General features: G+C 61.9%; 12 protein-coding genes and 1 pseudogene. 5 read left to right on the forward strand and 8 right to left on the reverse strand.

The features are described from left to right. Positions 1–59: 59 nt before the first annotated feature. From ubiE to IEX85_RS04945, 7 genes are all read right to left on the reverse strand, one after another. Positions 60–818 (reverse strand): bifunctional demethylmenaquinone methyltransferase/2-methoxy-6-polyprenyl-1,4-benzoquinol methylase UbiE, encoded by a 759-nt coding sequence (gene ubiE, locus IEX85_RS04915; RefSeq protein WP_188858929.1) that lies wholly within the window; start codon positions 816–818, stop codon positions 60–62. Positions 819–907: 89 nt separating this feature from the next. Then, on the reverse strand, positions 908–1,285 hold the full coding sequence (locus IEX85_RS04920; RefSeq protein ID WP_188858931.1) for a gamma-butyrobetaine hydroxylase family protein: 378 nt from the start codon (positions 1,283–1,285) through the stop codon (positions 908–910). Positions 1,286–1,505: 220 nt separating this feature from the next. Beyond that, positions 1,506–2,840: an ATP-dependent protease ATPase subunit HslU gene (hslU, locus tag IEX85_RS04925; protein WP_188858933.1), complete on the reverse strand. Its 1,335-nt coding sequence runs from the start codon at positions 2,838–2,840 to the stop codon at positions 1,506–1,508. 22 nt (positions 2,841–2,862) lie between these two features. Further along, the gene (gene hslV / locus IEX85_RS04930; RefSeq protein ID WP_188858935.1) at positions 2,863–3,393 is read right to left on the reverse strand and encodes an ATP-dependent protease subunit HslV; all 531 of its coding nucleotides are present in this window, start codon (positions 3,391–3,393) and stop codon (positions 2,863–2,865) included. Positions 3,394–3,898: 505 nt separating this feature from the next. Beyond that, entirely contained in the window at positions 3,899–4,534 is a 636-nt protein-coding gene (locus tag IEX85_RS04935) for an SPOR domain-containing protein (protein WP_188858937.1), read from the reverse strand. A 3-nt stretch (positions 4,535–4,537) separates the two neighbouring features. After that, the gene (gene argS, locus IEX85_RS04940) at positions 4,538–6,298 is read right to left on the reverse strand and encodes an arginine--tRNA ligase (protein ID WP_188858938.1); all 1,761 of its coding nucleotides are present in this window, start codon (positions 6,296–6,298) and stop codon (positions 4,538–4,540) included. Between the two features lie 76 nt (positions 6,299–6,374). Beyond that, entirely contained in the window at positions 6,375–8,573 is a 2,199-nt protein-coding gene (locus tag IEX85_RS04945; protein WP_188858940.1) for a primosomal protein N', read from the reverse strand. Between the two features lie 224 nt (positions 8,574–8,797). Here IEX85_RS04945 and rpmE point away from each other — a divergent pair, with 224 nt between their 5' ends. Together rpmE and IEX85_RS04955 are read left to right on the forward strand one after the other, a co-directional pair. Next, positions 8,798–9,013, forward strand: coding sequence for a 50S ribosomal protein L31 (gene rpmE, locus IEX85_RS04950; RefSeq protein ID WP_188858951.1), 216 nt, complete (start codon positions 8,798–8,800; stop codon positions 9,011–9,013). A 312-nt stretch (positions 9,014–9,325) separates the two neighbouring features. Further along, a complete protein-coding gene (locus IEX85_RS04955) occupies positions 9,326–10,594 on the forward strand; it encodes a malic enzyme-like NAD(P)-binding protein (RefSeq protein ID WP_188858953.1) in 1,269 nt (422 codons plus the stop codon). Between the two features lie 101 nt (positions 10,595–10,695). Here the strand turns inward: IEX85_RS04955 and IEX85_RS04960 are convergent, their stop codons facing one another. Further along, positions 10,696–13,062, reverse strand: coding sequence for a penicillin-binding protein 1A (locus IEX85_RS04960; protein WP_188858955.1), 2,367 nt, complete (start codon positions 13,060–13,062; stop codon positions 10,696–10,698). 152 nt (positions 13,063–13,214) lie between these two features. On the opposite strand from IEX85_RS04960, the gene pilM reads away from it, so the two are divergent. The 3 genes and pseudogenes from pilM to IEX85_RS23945 form a co-directional block, all read left to right on the forward strand. After that, positions 13,215–14,276 carry a type IV pilus assembly protein PilM gene (gene pilM / locus IEX85_RS04965; RefSeq protein ID WP_188858957.1) on the forward strand — a complete coding sequence of 354 codons (1,062 nt, stop codon included), beginning with the start codon at positions 13,215–13,217 and terminating at the stop codon, positions 14,274–14,276. Positions 14,277–14,285: 9 nt separating this feature from the next. Continuing rightward, positions 14,286–14,834, forward strand: coding sequence for a PilN domain-containing protein (locus tag IEX85_RS04970; RefSeq protein ID WP_188858959.1), 549 nt, complete (start codon positions 14,286–14,288; stop codon positions 14,832–14,834). 2 nt (positions 14,835–14,836) lie between these two features. Then, a pseudogene (locus IEX85_RS23945) lies at positions 14,837–15,046 on the forward strand (pilus assembly protein PilP); the annotation flags it as partial.

The raw sequence follows: 15,046 nt of genomic DNA on the forward strand, positions 1-15,046 counted from the left end.
CGGGCTCAGGGCTAACGACAGGCTCAGGGCTGTCTCCGGGCTCAAGGCTGTCTCCGGTCTCAGGGCTTGATACCGGTATGCAATGCGACGATGCCGCCGGTGAGGTTCTGATACTTGCAGTTTACCAGACCGGCGGTCTCCATCATCTGCTTGAGGGTTTCCTGATCAGGATGCATGCGGATCGACTCGGCCAGGTAGCGGTAGCTTTCGGCATCGTTGGCGATGATCCTGCCCATCTGGGGAAGAATATTGAACGAGTAAAAATCGTAGAGTTTCGTCAGCGCCGGATTGTCGGTTTTCGAGAACTCGAGCACCATGACCTTGCCGCCGGGCTTCAGGACGCGGGTCATGGAACGCAGCGCGGCGTCCTTGTCGGTGACGTTGCGCAGGCCAAAGGCGATGGTAATGACGTCGAAGTGGTTGTCCGGGAACGGCAGGCATTCGGCGTTGGCCTGGACGAACTCGATGTTGCCGGTGGCGCCGTGGTCGAGCAGCTTGTCGCGACCGACCTTGAGCATGGAGTCGTTGATATCCGCCAGCACCACTTCGCCTTCGGGACCGACCAGCCGCGAAAAGCGCAGGGTCAGGTCGCCGGTGCCGCCGGCGATGTCGAGCACACGGTGACCGCGCCGCACGCCGCTCTGCTCGATGGTAAGACGTTTCCAGAGCCGGTGGATGCCGCCGGACATCAGATCGTTCATGATGTCGTATTTGGCGGCAACCGAGTGAAAGACATCGGCGACGCGACGCGCCTTGTCCTCGACCGGAACTTCCTGGTAGCCGAAATGGGTGGTGCTGTCGTGCTTCTGGTCGCTCATGCTCGCCTGTCGCTGCTGAAGGTGTTTGTCTGCATTGTACCGCGCAATGACCAACGTTTCAGGACATCAGCCGGTATGAAAATTTCGAATCAGCCCCGGGCGATCATACCGCCGTCGCGGGACGCGCCGGCTTGTTCGAGCCGTTGCAGGTACTCCTGCCAGTAACGGTCATGGTCATGGGAGAGATCATAGAGATATTCCCAGGTATAGAGCCCGCTGTCGTGGCCGTCGTCGAAAACGATCTTGAGCGCATAGTTGCCCGCCGGTACGACCTGTTTGATGCCAACCAGCTTTTTGCCGGTTTGCAGCACGCTCTGGCCGATGCCGTGCCCGCGAACCTCCGCCGATGGCGAGTGGACCCGCAGGAACTCGGCGGTCAGCTCGAAGCTGCCGTCGGGGTAGACCAGCTCCAGCGTGCGCGACTTCAGATGCAGCTTTATATCGGAGGGAAGGGGAGTGGACTTCATGTTGTTCTTCCAGGCGTAGTGGATGGATTATCGGCAAGCTGCAGGCGAGACCGGAGGGTGGGTAGAGGGATGCATGGGCACGCGCCTGAAGCCGGCCGTGCGACCCGGGCATCACGAACCCCGCCGTATCGATCGCAGTACAGATCGATGGGTGTCGGTCGGCACCATTTCTGTTGGGTTTCGGCCCTGCGGGCCTCCACCCAACCTATGATCGCTGCTCCTACAGAATATAGTGACTCAGGTCCTGGTCCTGGCTGAGATCGCCGAGGTATTTGTCGACGTAGGCGGCGTCGATCACCAGAGCCTGGCCACTGAGATCCGAGGCGCCGTAGGACAGCTCCTCGAGCAGGCGTTCCATCATGGTGTGCAGGCGGCGGGCGCCGATGTTTTCGGTCTGCTCGTTGACCTGAAAAGCCAGTTCGGCGATGCGGGCGATGGCATCGTCGGCGAATTCGACCTCGACACCCTCGGTTTTCATCAGTGCCCGGTACTGTTCGGTAAGGCTGGCGTTCGGTTCGGTCAGGATACGGCGGAAGTCATCCGGCGTCAGGGCGTTGAGCTCGACACGGATCGGCAGCCGGCCCTGCAGTTCCGGGATCAGGTCGGACGGGCGTGCCAGGTGAAAGGCCCCCGAGGCGATGAAAAGAATGTGGTCTGTCTTGACCATGCCGTACTTGGTACTGACGGTGCAGCCCTCGATCAGCGGCAGCAGGTCGCGCTGTACCCCTTCGCGGGACACGTCGCCGCCGGTGTTCTCGGTGCGCTTGCAGACCTTGTCGATCTCGTCGAGGAAGACAATGCCGTTCTGTTCCACCAGTTCGACGGCATTCTGCTTGATCTCGTCGTCCTTGATCAGGTTCGCCGCCTCTTCGTCGGTCAGCAGCTTGAAGGCTTCGCTTACCTTGATGCGCCGGCTCTGCTTGCGACCGCCGCCACCGAGGTTGGCGAACATGTTCTGCAGCTGGCTGGTCATCTCCTCCATCCCCGGCGGCGACATGATCTCGACGCCGGCCCGCGGCTGTGAGACCTCGATGTCGACTTCCTTGTCGTCGAGCTGATGCTCGCGCAGTTTCTTGCGGAAGATCTGACGGGTCGCGCTGTCGGTGCGGCTGGGCTGGCTGTCGAAGGAGTCCCCCCGGGCCGGTGTCAGCAGAGCGTCAAGGATGCGCTCCTCGGCGGCCTCTTCGGCGCGGAAACGCACTTTTTCCATCTCCTGCTCGCGCACCATCTTGATCGCCATGTCCACCAGGTCGCGGACGATGGTCTCGACATCGCGGCCGACATAGCCGACCTCGGTGAACTTGGTCGCTTCGACCTTGATGAAGGGGGCGTTGGCGAGTTTCGCCAGGCGGCGGGCGATTTCGGTCTTGCCGACGCCGGTCGGACCGATCATCAGAATATTCTTCGGTGATACTTCGGCGCGCAGCTCTTCGTTGAGTTGCATGCGACGCCAGCGGTTGCGCAGTGCCACCGCCACCGAGCGCTTGGCGGCGTCCTGGCCGACGATATGGCGGTCCAGCTCGTGGACGATTTCACGCGGTGTCATGTTGGACATCTCTTTCTCCTCGGGCCGCCGCTCAGGCCACCGCATCCAGTTCTTCGATAGTCAGGTTGTCGTTGGTGAAAACGCAGATATCGGCGGCGATATGCAGGCTCTTCTCGACGACGTCACGGGCGCCCAGCTCGGTGTTGGCGACCAGCGCCTTGGCCGCCGCCAGGGCGTAGTTGCCGCCGGAGCCGATGGCGATAACGCCGTCTTCGGGCTCGATGACGTCGCCGCTGCCGGAGATCAGGTAGGTCTTTTCCTTGTTGGCGACCAGCATCAGTGCCTCCAGGCGCCGCAGTACGCGGTCGCTGCGCCATTCCCGCGCGAGGTGGATGACCGCGGTCACGATATTGCCCTGGTGCTTGTCGAGTTGCTGCTCGAACAGGTCGCGCAGCGTGATGGCGTCGGCGGTGGAGCCGGCAAAGCCGGTGATCACCTGGTGCCTGGGCAGCATGTTGACCTTCTTGGCCGTACCCTTCATGACGGTATTGCCCAGCGAAACCTGGCCGTCGCCGCCGACGACTACCTTGTCGCCGCGGCGCACGGAAACGATCGTTGTCATCTGTTGCTCCTGCTAAAAATGTATTACGCAAGAGATTGAGGCAATGGCGGGAAATTCAAGGTGTGGCGGGGGAATAATGGATGGTGGTAAGTCGGAAGTGGTAAGTGGTAAGTGGTAAGTGGTAAGGCGTTAAGCGTAAAGCCGCAGCTGCGGTTAATCGGATCCACGATCGGAGGATGGGTAGAGCGATGCATCGGTATGGACTTGACCGGCGCCGATAGCGTTCGGGCATCGCGAAACCGCCATGGATGGCGGAAATCCTTAATACGCAGGAGCAGTTTTAAGGAAACCCGTCAAATCGATCGTCGTACAGATCGATTGGCTTCAGCTGGCACGGATGAGATCAAACACAGGTAGGAGCTCGCTCCGCGAGCGAAATAAAGATTGGCAGGGCGCTGCAAGGCTGTTCGCCCACAGAGTGGGCTCCTACGTCTGGCGCGTGGGAGCTTGAGGTAACAGTTGACAGCTAAGAAGCCCGCAACCAGGCCGCCTAACGCCTAACGCCTCACTGTCTGATCTGCATCGGCTGGATGCTGAGCTTGACCATCTTGTTTTCGGCCTTGTTCAGTTCCTGACGATTGGTAAAGGGGCCGGTACGGACCCGGTACCAGGTGCCGTTGCTGCCGACTACGCGGCTGGTGGTGACATTGGGCAGCCCTGCCAGCAGCAGTTGCGCCCGCATTCGCTCGGCATCGGCGGGATTTCGGAAAGAGCCCGCCTGCAGCAGGTAGCTGTGTTCCAGCTTGGCGGTGCGCGGCGTCGACTTGTAGGCATCGACCTTGGGCGCTTCCACCTCGCTCCGGGGCAGCATTTCATAGAACTCGAAACGGCGTTGCGCTTCCGGGACCTCGGCTGGCGCCGGGGCCGGCTCCGGCTTCGCTGTGACCACCGGCGCCGGTGTCGGCGCCGGTGGTGCGGGGACGGTCAGTGATTGCGTCGCTGCGGGGGACTGCATGCCCGTCAACTGGTACAGGCCCCAGCCCAGTCCGCCCACGGCAACCAGCGTCACCAGCAGCAGGGTGCGCGGCGCCCGTCGCGGGGGCGGCGCACTCCTGGCAGGCTTCGCCGGTGCGCTGGCGCGACTGCGGCTGGCGCCCGAAGCGCCTTTCTTCTTCTGGGCAAAGTCCTTGCGCGACGCCATGACTTACATCTGCTCCGGTGCCGAGACGCCGAGCAGGCGCAGGCCATTGGCGAGCACCTGGCGTACCGCGACGCTGAGGGTGATGCGGGCGTTACGCAGCTCCGCTTCCTCGATCAGCATCTTGTGGGCGTTGTAGTAGGAGTGGAAGTCGTTGGCCAGTTCACGCAGGTAGTTCGCCAGCACGTGGGGTTCGAAGTTCAGCGCCGCATTCTGCAGCGTTTCCGGGTACTTGCCGAGCTTGGTGATCAGGTCCTTTTCGTGCTCGGTTTCGAGCAGCGCCAGGTTGGCGAGGCCCGCATCGCGGTTCCAGGACCAGCCGGCTTCGTCGAGCTTGCGCAGCACCGAGCACACACGGGCGTGGGCGTACTGGATGTAGTAGACCGGGTTGTCCTTGGATTCGGACTTGGCCAGCTCGAGGTCGAAGTCCATGTGCTGCTCGGACTTGCGGGTGACGTAGAAGAAGCGGCAGGCATCGTTGCCGACTTCGTCGCGCAGCTCGCGCAGCGTCACGAAAGAGCCGGAGCGGGTCGACATCTGCACCCGTTCCTGACCGCGGTAGAGGATGGCGAACTGCACCAGACGCACCACCAGTCGTTCGGGGTCGTAGCCCATCGCCTCGAGCGCCGCCTTGACGCGGGCGATGTAGCCGTGATGATCCGCGCCCCAGATGTTCACCACCCGGTCGAAACCGCGCTCGAACTTGTTCATGTGGTAGGCGATGTCCGACGCGAAATAGGTGGTCTGACCGTTGGCGCGACGCACCACCCGGTCCTTGTCGTCGCCGAAGTCGGTGGAGCGGAACCAGAGGTTGCCGTCTTCCTCGTACAGGTATCCTTTGTCCTGCAGTTTCTGCAGTGCGCTTTCGACGTCGCCGCTGGTGGTCAGTGAGCGCTCGCTGAACCACTCCTGGTACTCGACGCCGAAGCCGGACAGGTCATCGCGGATGTCGTCGAGGATGGCGTCGAGGCCGGCATCGAACACCCGACCGTAGTCGTCGTCGCCCAGCAGCTCGCGGCTGCGTTCGATCAGCGCGTCGATATGCAGTTCCTTGTCGCCACCGGCGGGTTCGTCCGCCGGGATGTTGGCGAAAACCTGGTCCGAGCCGCGACGCAGTCGTTCGCCCTCGCGGGCTTTGAGTTCGGCGGCGATATCGTGGATATAGTCGCCCTTGTAGCCATTGCTCGGGAACGGGACTTGCTCGCCGCACTGCTCCAGATAGCGCAGCCAGACACTGGCGGCGAGGATATTCATCTGCCGGCCGGCGTCGTTGACGTAGTACTCGCGGTGCAGCTGTATGCCCGCGGCTTCCAACAGGTCGGAGACGGTTGCGCCGTAGGCCGCGCCGCGGCCGTGGCCGACGTGCAGCGGGCCCGTGGGGTTGGCCGAAACGAACTCCACCTGAACCCGTTCGCCGCTGTTGGCCGGCTGACGGCCGTACTGTTCCCCGGCGTCAAGGATTTCCTCGACCACCCGGCTGGCGGCGTCGGCGTTCATGAAGAAGTTGATGAAACCGGGGCCTGCGATCTCGGTGCGCTCGAGCTGGGCTGAGTCCGGCAACGCATCAACGATCGCCTGGGCCAGCTCACGCGGGTTTCGTCGGGCAGCCTTGGCCAGGGTCAGAGCGATATTGGAGGCGAAATCACCGTGGCTTTTGTCACGGGTGTTTTCGACCATCACCTTGGGCTCTACCTCGGAGGGCAGGGTGCCGTTGGCAACCAGAGTGGCGAGCGCAGAATCGATCAGATCCGCAATATGCTGTTTCATCAGGTATCCGTTAGCGGTTCAGGGTGTATAAGAATCGACCGCGCATTATCCTCTTTCAGCGACCGGTTGTTAAGGGCTAGAAATTATCCACAGGGTCGACATCTAGGCTCCAGCGCACCTGGCGAGACTGCGGCAGTTGCTCAAGCAGCGGGCAGAGGTCGGCGAGCAGTTGCTGCAGTGCCCGGCGGTCGTAGCTTTGCCACAGCAGCTGGGCGCGGTAGTGGCCGGCGCGCTTTTCCATCGGCGCGGGAAAGGGCCCCAGCCAGTGCACTGCCGGGGGAATCAGCCGGTTGGCGACCAGTTGCTCGCAGAGCGCGCTGAGAAAGGCTTCGGCGCGCCCCGGACGGCTGGCTTCGGTACGCAGCAGGGCGTGATGGATAAAGGGAGGCAGGGCGCTTTCGCGGCGCAGCGTCAGCTCACGTGCGGCGAAAGCCTCGTATCCCTCGTCGACCAGCTGCATCAGCGTCGGGTGGTCGGCGTGGTGCGTTTGCATCAGTACCGTCCCCGGGCGTTCGGCGCGTCCGGCGCGCCCGGCGACTTGCAGGATCAGCTGGGCAGTGCGCTCCATTCCGCGGAAATCGGCACTGAACAGGCCTGCGTCTGCATCGAGAATCACCACCAGCGTGACGGCCGGGAAATGGTGCCCCTTGGCGAGCATCTGGGTGCCCACCAGTATGCAGGGGTCGCCGGCATTGACCCGCTCCATGATCTCCTGCATGGCGTGACGTCGCTGGGTGCTGTCGCGATCAACGCGCAGTACCTCGGTGTCCGGAAATAACCGCTGCAGGGCGCCTTCGGTGCGCTCGGTGCCCGCGCCCTGGGGCTTGAAATCGTCGCTGCCGCAGGCCGGGCAACGCCGCGGGATCGGGCGCTGGTGGTCGCAGTGATGGCAGTGCAGGTGCGGCGGACTGCGGTGGAGCGTCATGCGGGCATCGCAGCGGTCGCAGCCGATGACGTCGCCGCACTGGTGGCACATCAGCGCCGGCGAAAAACCGCGCCGGTTGATGAAAACCAGAACCTGGTTGCGGTGTGCCAGTTCGCTGCGAATGCGCGTCACCACCGCCTGAGAAAGCCCTTCATCCAGTGGCTGCTGGCGGATGTCCTGCAGCTCGAAACGCGGCGGCCGGGCGTTGCCGGCCCGGGTGGTCAGGCGTGCATGGCGATAGCGGCCACCGAGGGCGTTCTGCAGCGTTTCCAGCGACGGCGTCGCGCTGCCAAGCACCAGCGGGATCTGCTCGGCACGGGCGCGCATCACGGCAAGATCCCGGGCGGAGTAGCGAAACCCTTCCTGCTGCTTGAACGAGGTGTCGTGTTCTTCGTCGACGATAATGATGCCGGGCGAGCGCATAGGCGTGAACAGTGCCGAGCGGGTGCCGATCACGATGCGGGCCTGCCCTTCGCGGGCCTGCCTCCAGGCTTCGAGTCGCTGCAGATCGGTCATGTTGGAATGCAGCGCCTGCACCGGCACCGCGAAGCGGGCGCGAAAACGGCTGACGGTCTGGGGTGTCAGGCCGATTTCGGGAACCAGAACCAGCGCCTGGCCGCCGGTTTCGAGTACCCGGCCGATGGCCTGGAGGTACACCTCGGTCTTGCCTGAGCCGGTAATACCCTGCAGCAGTACCGGGTTGAATCCCCTGGCGGCGCGGATTTCCTCGAGTGCCTGCTGTTGCTCGTCATTGAGCGGCAGGGGCTGCTCCTTGAGTATCTCGGGACTGGAATCAGGTGCAGCCGGCAGGGCTTCGAAGGGTTCGATCAGCTCTTTATCCAGCAGGCCGTTCAGCTGGGCGCTGCCGAAACCCGCTTCGCGTAGTTCTTCCGCGGCGAGCCCGGCGGGCCGGGTCAGCAGCAGTTCCAGCAGTTGTCGCTGGCGCGGCGCCCGGCCGCCGAGGGCCTCCGGGCTGGCGCCTTCCCGGACACGCCAGTGAGTCTGCGGCGCCGCTTCGGTCGTAGCGCCCTTGCGCAGCGCCACCGGCAGGACCTGCTGCAGGACATCGCCGACCGGGTGCTGGTAATAGTCGGCAGCCCAGCAGGCGAGTTCCAGCAGGTGGTGCGGAAGCGGTGGTTCGGTATCCAGCACTTCCAATGCCGGCTTGAGACGTTCTTCCGGCAAGTCCGACGCATCGCTGATTTCGAGCAGCACACCGATCAGTTGCCGGCGGCCAAACGGCACCCGTATCCGCACCCCGGGCACCGGGTGCACGGAGGCGCCGGATGGGGGCAGGTAGTCGAACAGGCGGCGCAGCGGTGTCGGCAGGGCGATGCGGTAGATGGTCATGGTTGCAGGTCCGTTCCGGAAGCGGTTCAGTGTAGGGGCTTTGGCGGCTATAATGAAGGCGTTTTATATTGCGGCGTCCGGCGCGCGCGCGTATAATGCCCGGCCTTGGTTGCAGACCTCGAGCCCAGACGGCCTTTTCGGTTTGTGACGATACTCATAGAACGACAGTGCGGTGCCCGACGACGAGATGATCGGGTGGCGGCACGGATTATCGAGGTTTCCCCATGAAAAATGGTATCCATCCGAAGTACGAAGACGTTACCGTTACCTGCTCCTGCGGTAACGAGATGAAGACCCGTTCCACCATGTGCCAGGATATGCACGTGGACGTCTGCAGCCAGTGTCATCCTTTCTACACCGGCAAGCAGAAGGAAGCGACCAGCGGTGGTCGTATCGATCGCTTCAACAAGCGCTTCGGTGGCCGCAAGATTTCCGGCTGATCGCAGTCAGACGATTCAGATTTCTGAAAAAGGCACTCCTCGCGAGTGCCTTTTTTATTGGCTGGAGGAAGGGGCTGCAGGGCTGTCTGAATCTGGCATTGTGCGCTGCGATAGAGATATTTCGGGTCTGGGGTCGGCTTTGCGGCGCAGGTAATTCGGGTAAACCCTGAGCGGGGTGGGCGTTTTGGCAGGCATCTTCTGCTGCGCTGCAGCATGGCTTGGTGTCACATCAGGTTGGGGTTATTGTGACTATAAGGGCTTTTCTATATGATGCTAGGCCCGCAAATTTACAACCTGTTGGAACCCGCAACCATGTCTGAACAATTCAAAAAAGCCGCGCTCGATTATCACGAGTTCCCGCGACCGGGAAAAATCAGCGTCGAGCTGACGACTCCGGCGGACTCTGCACGTGATCTGGCGCTGGCTTACAGCCCGGGGGTAGCGGAACCCGTACGCGAGATCGCCAAGGACCCGGACAATGCCTATCGTTACACGGCCAAGGGTAATCTGGTCGCCGTTATTTCCAACGGATCCGCGATTCTGGGTCTCGGAGATCTCGGTCCGCTGGCATCCAAGCCGGTTATGGAAGGCAAGTCGCTGCTGTTCAAGAAATTTGCCGGGATCGATTCTGTGGACATCGAGGTCGATGCCGAGAGTCCCCAGGCGTTCATCGACACCGTTGCCCGTATCGCCGAAACCTTCGGCGGCATCAACCTTGAGGATATCAAGGCGCCGGAGTGCTTCGAGATCGAGCGTACCCTGATCGAGCGCTGCAATATTCCGGTATTCCACGACGATCAGCACGGCACCGCCATCGTAACGGCGGCGGGCATGATCAACGCGCTGGAAGTCGCCGGCAAGGCGCTGTCCGACGCCCGTATCGTTTGCCTGGGTGCCGGTGCGGCCGCGTCCGCCTGCATGAAGCTGCTGGTGAACATGGGTGCCAGGGTCGAAAACATCTATATGATCGACCGCAAAGGCGTGATCCACTCCGGTCGTAACGACCTGAGCCCGGAGAAGGCCGCGTTTGCCACAGAGACCGAGCTGCGCACCATGGACGACGCTATCGAAGGCGCGGACGTGTTTGTCGGACTATCGGGTCCTGACCTGCTGTCGCCGGAACAGCTTTCCAAGATGGCGGTGAACCCGATCGTCTTCGCCTGCGCCAACCCCGACCCCGAGATTCGCCCGGAAGTGGCGCACGCCACCCGCAGCGACGTTATCATGGCCACCGGGCGTTCGGACTTCCCGAACCAGGTCAACAACGTGCTTGGTTTCCCGTTCATCTTCCGTGGCGCGCTGGACGTGCGTGCGACCGAGATCAACGAGGCGATGAAGGAAGCGGCCGTTCATGCGATCGCCAATCTGGCGAAGCAGGAAGTGACCCAGGAAGTGCTGAACGCCTACGAGCTCGAGTCGCTGGAGTTCGGTCCGCAGTACATCATTCCGAAGCCGACCGACAGCCGCCTTTTCGGCGCCGTCTCCATGGCAGTGGCGCAGGCTGCGATCGACAGCGGCGTTGCCCGCCTGCCGCTGCCGGCCCACTACCCGCTGACCACGGTCAATGACCTGCATAAGTAAGGTGTGTCTCGAAAAAGCTACAAAAAAACCGGCAGATGCCGGTTTTTTTGTATCTTAACTGGCGTCCGTACTGATTGACGCCTAACGCCTGACGCCTCATGTCAAAAGATATCTTCCGTCGTCAGACCGCGTGAGCGGTCGTTGCCGGCCGTGCCCTGGCTGTATTGGGTCGGTGCGTCTTCGCTGCGGAACACCTCGAAAATCGCGTTTTCCTGACCCGGTCTGGCGAGCAGTCCGCTGGAAGGATCGATCCGGACCCGAACGATGCCGTCAGGCGGGCTCGGGGCCTCTTCGGGCATGCCGTTGAGTGCGGTTTGCATGAAGTCGATCCAGATCGGCAGGGCTGCGGAGCTGCCGAACTCGCGGCGGCCCAGGGGTTTCGGCTGGTCGAAACCGACCCAGGTCGTCGCCACCAGGTTGCGGTTGAATCCGCTGAACCAGGCGTCCTTCTGGTCGTTGGTGGTGCCGGTTTTGCCGGCCAGATCGCTTCGGTCAAGCGACTGGGCCCGGGTGCCGGTGCCCTGGCGAATGACGTCCTGCAGCATGCTGTACATCTGATAGGCGGTGCGTGAGTCCATGATGCGGGGCGCCAGCCGGCTGTCGGTCATGGTCTGCTCGGTGGGGCAGTCGGCGCAGATCTGCGGCACCGTCGCCTGGTGTATCAGGTTGCCTTGGGGGTCGTCGATGCGGCCAATCAGGTAGGGCTCGACGCGGTAGCCGCCGTTGGCCAGCGCCGCATAACCCTGGGCCACTTCCAGCGGGGTGAGGTCGGCGGTGCCGAGCGACAGCGACAGGTTGCGCGGCAGTCGCTCCAGCGGGAACCCGAAGCGGCTGACGTAGTCGATGGTCGTCTTGATGCCGACCGCGCGCAGCAGGCGGATGGATACCAGGTTGCGTGATTTGTAGAGACCTTCGCGCAGCCGGGTCGGGCCGTAGAACCGGCGGCTATAGTTTTCCGGGCGCCAGAGTTTGTCGAGGCTGGTGTCATGGTAAACGATGGGGGCGTCGTTGATCAGGCTGGCCGGGGTGAAGCCGTTTTCGAGCGCGGCGGCATAAATGAAGGGCTTGAAGTTGGAGCCCGGCTGGCGGTACGCCTGGGTGGCGCGGTTGAACTTGTTGAGGCTGAAGTTGAAACCGCCGGTCAGGGCCTGGATGGCGCCGTCTTTCGGGTCGAGCGCGACGAAGGCGCCCTGTACCCGGGGCAGTTGAGTCAGTTCCCATCCGCCCTCTGTTTCGCTCAGTCGAATGACGTCGCCGACGGCGAGGATATCGGCAGCCTTCTTCGGTGCCGGTCCGAGGGAGTTGTGGCTGCGGTAAGGCCTGGCCCATTCCAGTCCGCTCCACTCCACGGTTGCGGTGTCGCCGGACTTCAGTGCCGCCTCTACGCTCTTGTCATGTACCGCGGTCACGATTGCAGGCTGCAGGCCTGAGTAGCTGGTGCTGCCGTCGAGCGTGCTGGCGATCAGTTCGGGGGTGGGTGCGGTATCGAGCTGGGACTCGGGGCCGTGGTAGCCATGACGCTTGCTGTAGGCGAGCAGGCCCTGGCGCAGCGCGCGGTTGGCGGCTTCCTGGCGTTCGCTGGAAATGGTGGTGTAAACGCGGAAGCCGTTGTTGTAGAGGTCGTCGCCGTACTGCTCGAACAGCTGGCTGCGCACCATCTCGGCAATATAGGGTGCATCGAGTTCGATGTCGGCGCCGTGATAGCGGGCGGTGAGCGGGGCGGCCGAGGCTTCCTCGTGGTCCTGGTCCGAAATGTAGCCCAGGCGGTGCATGCGCTGCAGTATCCAGTTGCGGCGCGCCAGAGCCCGGTCCGGATTGCTGATCGGGTTATCCGCCGACGGGGCTTTGGGGAGGCCTGCGATCATCGCCATCTGTGCCAGCGTCAGTTCATTGATGCTGGCGCCGTAATAGACGTTGGCCGCGGCTTCGATGCCGTAGGCGCGTTGCCCGAGGTAAATCTTGTTGATGTAGAGCGCGAAGATTTCCTCCTTGCTCAGCTCGCGCTCGATCCGCAGCGCCAGCAGGATTTCACTGAATTTGCGCTTGAAGGTCCGCTCACGGGTCAGAAAGAAGTTCTTCGCCACCTGCATGGTGATGGTCGAGCCGCCACTCTGAATGTGGCCGCTGGCTGCCAGCTGCACGGCCGCCCGGGCCAGGCCCTTGATGTCGATCCCTATATGTTCGAAGAAGCGGCTGTCTTCTGCGGCTTGAAACGCGTGGATGAAGTCGGTGGGAATGCTTTCGTAGGCGACCGGCGTGCGCCGTTTCTCGCCGAATTCGGCAATCAGTTTCTTGTCGCTGGAATAGATACGCAGCGGCGTTTGATACTGGATTTCACGTAGTGTTTCCACATCCGGGAGATCCGGCTCCAGGGTGTAGTAAACGCCAGCGGCCGCCAGCAGCACCATTACGAGTGCCGCAAGCCCAAGTTTTATCAGAAATTTTACCAGCGAAAGAAACACGCCCATGCTACCTTTGAATGAACCGTTAATGGGTTGCCGTCATTATATCGGTTGCCTGCCCGGCCGCTCTAGCGTTGCACAGTTTTATTTTCCGTGGTTTATAGTTAGAGTTGCGAGAGCGAAATGGATTATCCTGCAGTCTTCAAAGGAATAACGCTGTGTTCAGCTTGCTAGGAAAAAAATCGGGAGCTTGGGTCGGCGTCGATATCGGATCCTCTTCCGTCAAGCTGGTGGCTCTTTCCGGGAACGGATCAGAGTGCACATTGAATGCGTACGCTGTCGTCGCCCTGCCTGCAGCGGCTGTGGTGGACGGGAACGTTCAGCAGGTCACAGAAGTGTCGGGCGCGATCGAAAAGGCGCTGCGCAAAACCGGCATTAAACTCACCTCTGCGGTGACGGCGGTCCCGTCTTCTGCCGTTATCACCAAGAAGCTTCATATCAGCAACGCCTTCACCGACCTCGAGCTCGAGGATCAGGTGCGGGTTGAGGCTGACCAGTTCATCCCCTACCCCCTCGACGAAGTTTCGCTGGATTTTGAAGTGCTCGGTCCGGTGCAGGGGGTCGCGAACCTCAACGAGATTCTGGTTGTGGCCTGCCGTCGCGGCGATGTCGACCAGCGCGAAGAGGCCATCAGCGGTGCCGGTCTCAAGTGCGAGATCATCGACGTCGACACCTACGCCATGGAGCGGGTCTACCCGCTCCTGGCCGGGCCCGACGTCAAGCCCGGCGATCTCGTGGCAATCGCGGACATCGGTGCCTCGACCCTTACGCTCAACGTTTTTCAGGATGGCGGCATCATCTACAGCCGCGAGCAGGCGTTCGGCGGCAACGATCTCATCAATGCCATCCATCAGCAGTACGGCATGAGCGTGGACGAGGCGGAACAGGCGTTGCGTCATAATGAACTGAGCGAAGATATTCGTAGCATGCTGGTCATGCCGTTCAGACAGACTATTGCGCAACAGGTTTCACGCTCGATGCAGTTTTTTTATTCCTCGGGCGCTCAGCAGCAACTCTCGCGGCTGTTCATCTCCGGCGGTACGGCGTCGATCGAGGGAATCTCCGAGGTGATGGAAGCCGAGGTCGGTATACCGGTACAGGTGGCCAACCCCTTCACGACGATGAAAATCAGCAGCAAGCTCAATCAGCAGCGCCTGGCGGTCGATGCACCGTTGCTGCTGAAGGCGTGCGGGCTGGCTATGCGCTCTTTTGATCAGTAGGGACAGCTTATGGCGCGGATAAACCTCAGACCCTGGCGCGAGGAGCGGAATGCCGCCCGGCAGAAGCAATTCGTCACCAATCTGTTGACGACCGCCGTGCTGGCGGGACTGGTGTCTTACGGTATCAGTTATTACTACGACCTCCAGATGGACCGTCAGCGGGCGCGCAACAACTACCTCAAGGCGGAAATCTCCAAACTCGATGAAAAGATCAAGGAGATCAAGGAACTCGAGCGCCAGCGCGAACGCCTGCTCGAGCGTCTGAACGCGATTCAGGAGCTGCAGGGTAACCGGCCGCTGGTGGTGCGTTATTTCGACGAGCTGGTCAGGGTGCTGCCGGATCAGCTGTATTACACCTCGGTGGCACGCAGTGGCGACAAGGTCGCCATCAACGGCCTGGCGGAGGAAAATAAGGATGTCTCCAATCTGATGCGCGCCATGGACGCTTCCATATGGTTCGGTGAGCCGAACCTGTCCCAGGTCCGCGGCGCCGGCGAGGTGCGGCAGTTCAACCTCAGCGTGCCGCTCACGCGGCCCAAAGAAGAAGGAGGGCAGTAACGATGGATGCCCTGAAAAATGCCTTCAAGGGGTTCGATATCAACAACCTCGACGTCAACGAGGCCGGCAACTGGCCAATCGGCGTCAAGGTCATCGTCTACCTGCTGCTGTTCGCCGCGATTCTTGGCGGCGTCATCTACTTCTTCATCAACGATCAGCACATCGCGGTCGAACGGGAAATCGCCAAGGAGCCGCCGCTCAAGACCGAGTTC

Origin of the sequence: Marinobacterium nitratireducens, from assembly GCF_014645375.1 — a bacterium.
Taxonomy (GTDB): Bacteria; Pseudomonadota; Gammaproteobacteria; order Pseudomonadales; family Balneatricaceae; genus Marinobacterium_A; species Marinobacterium_A nitratireducens.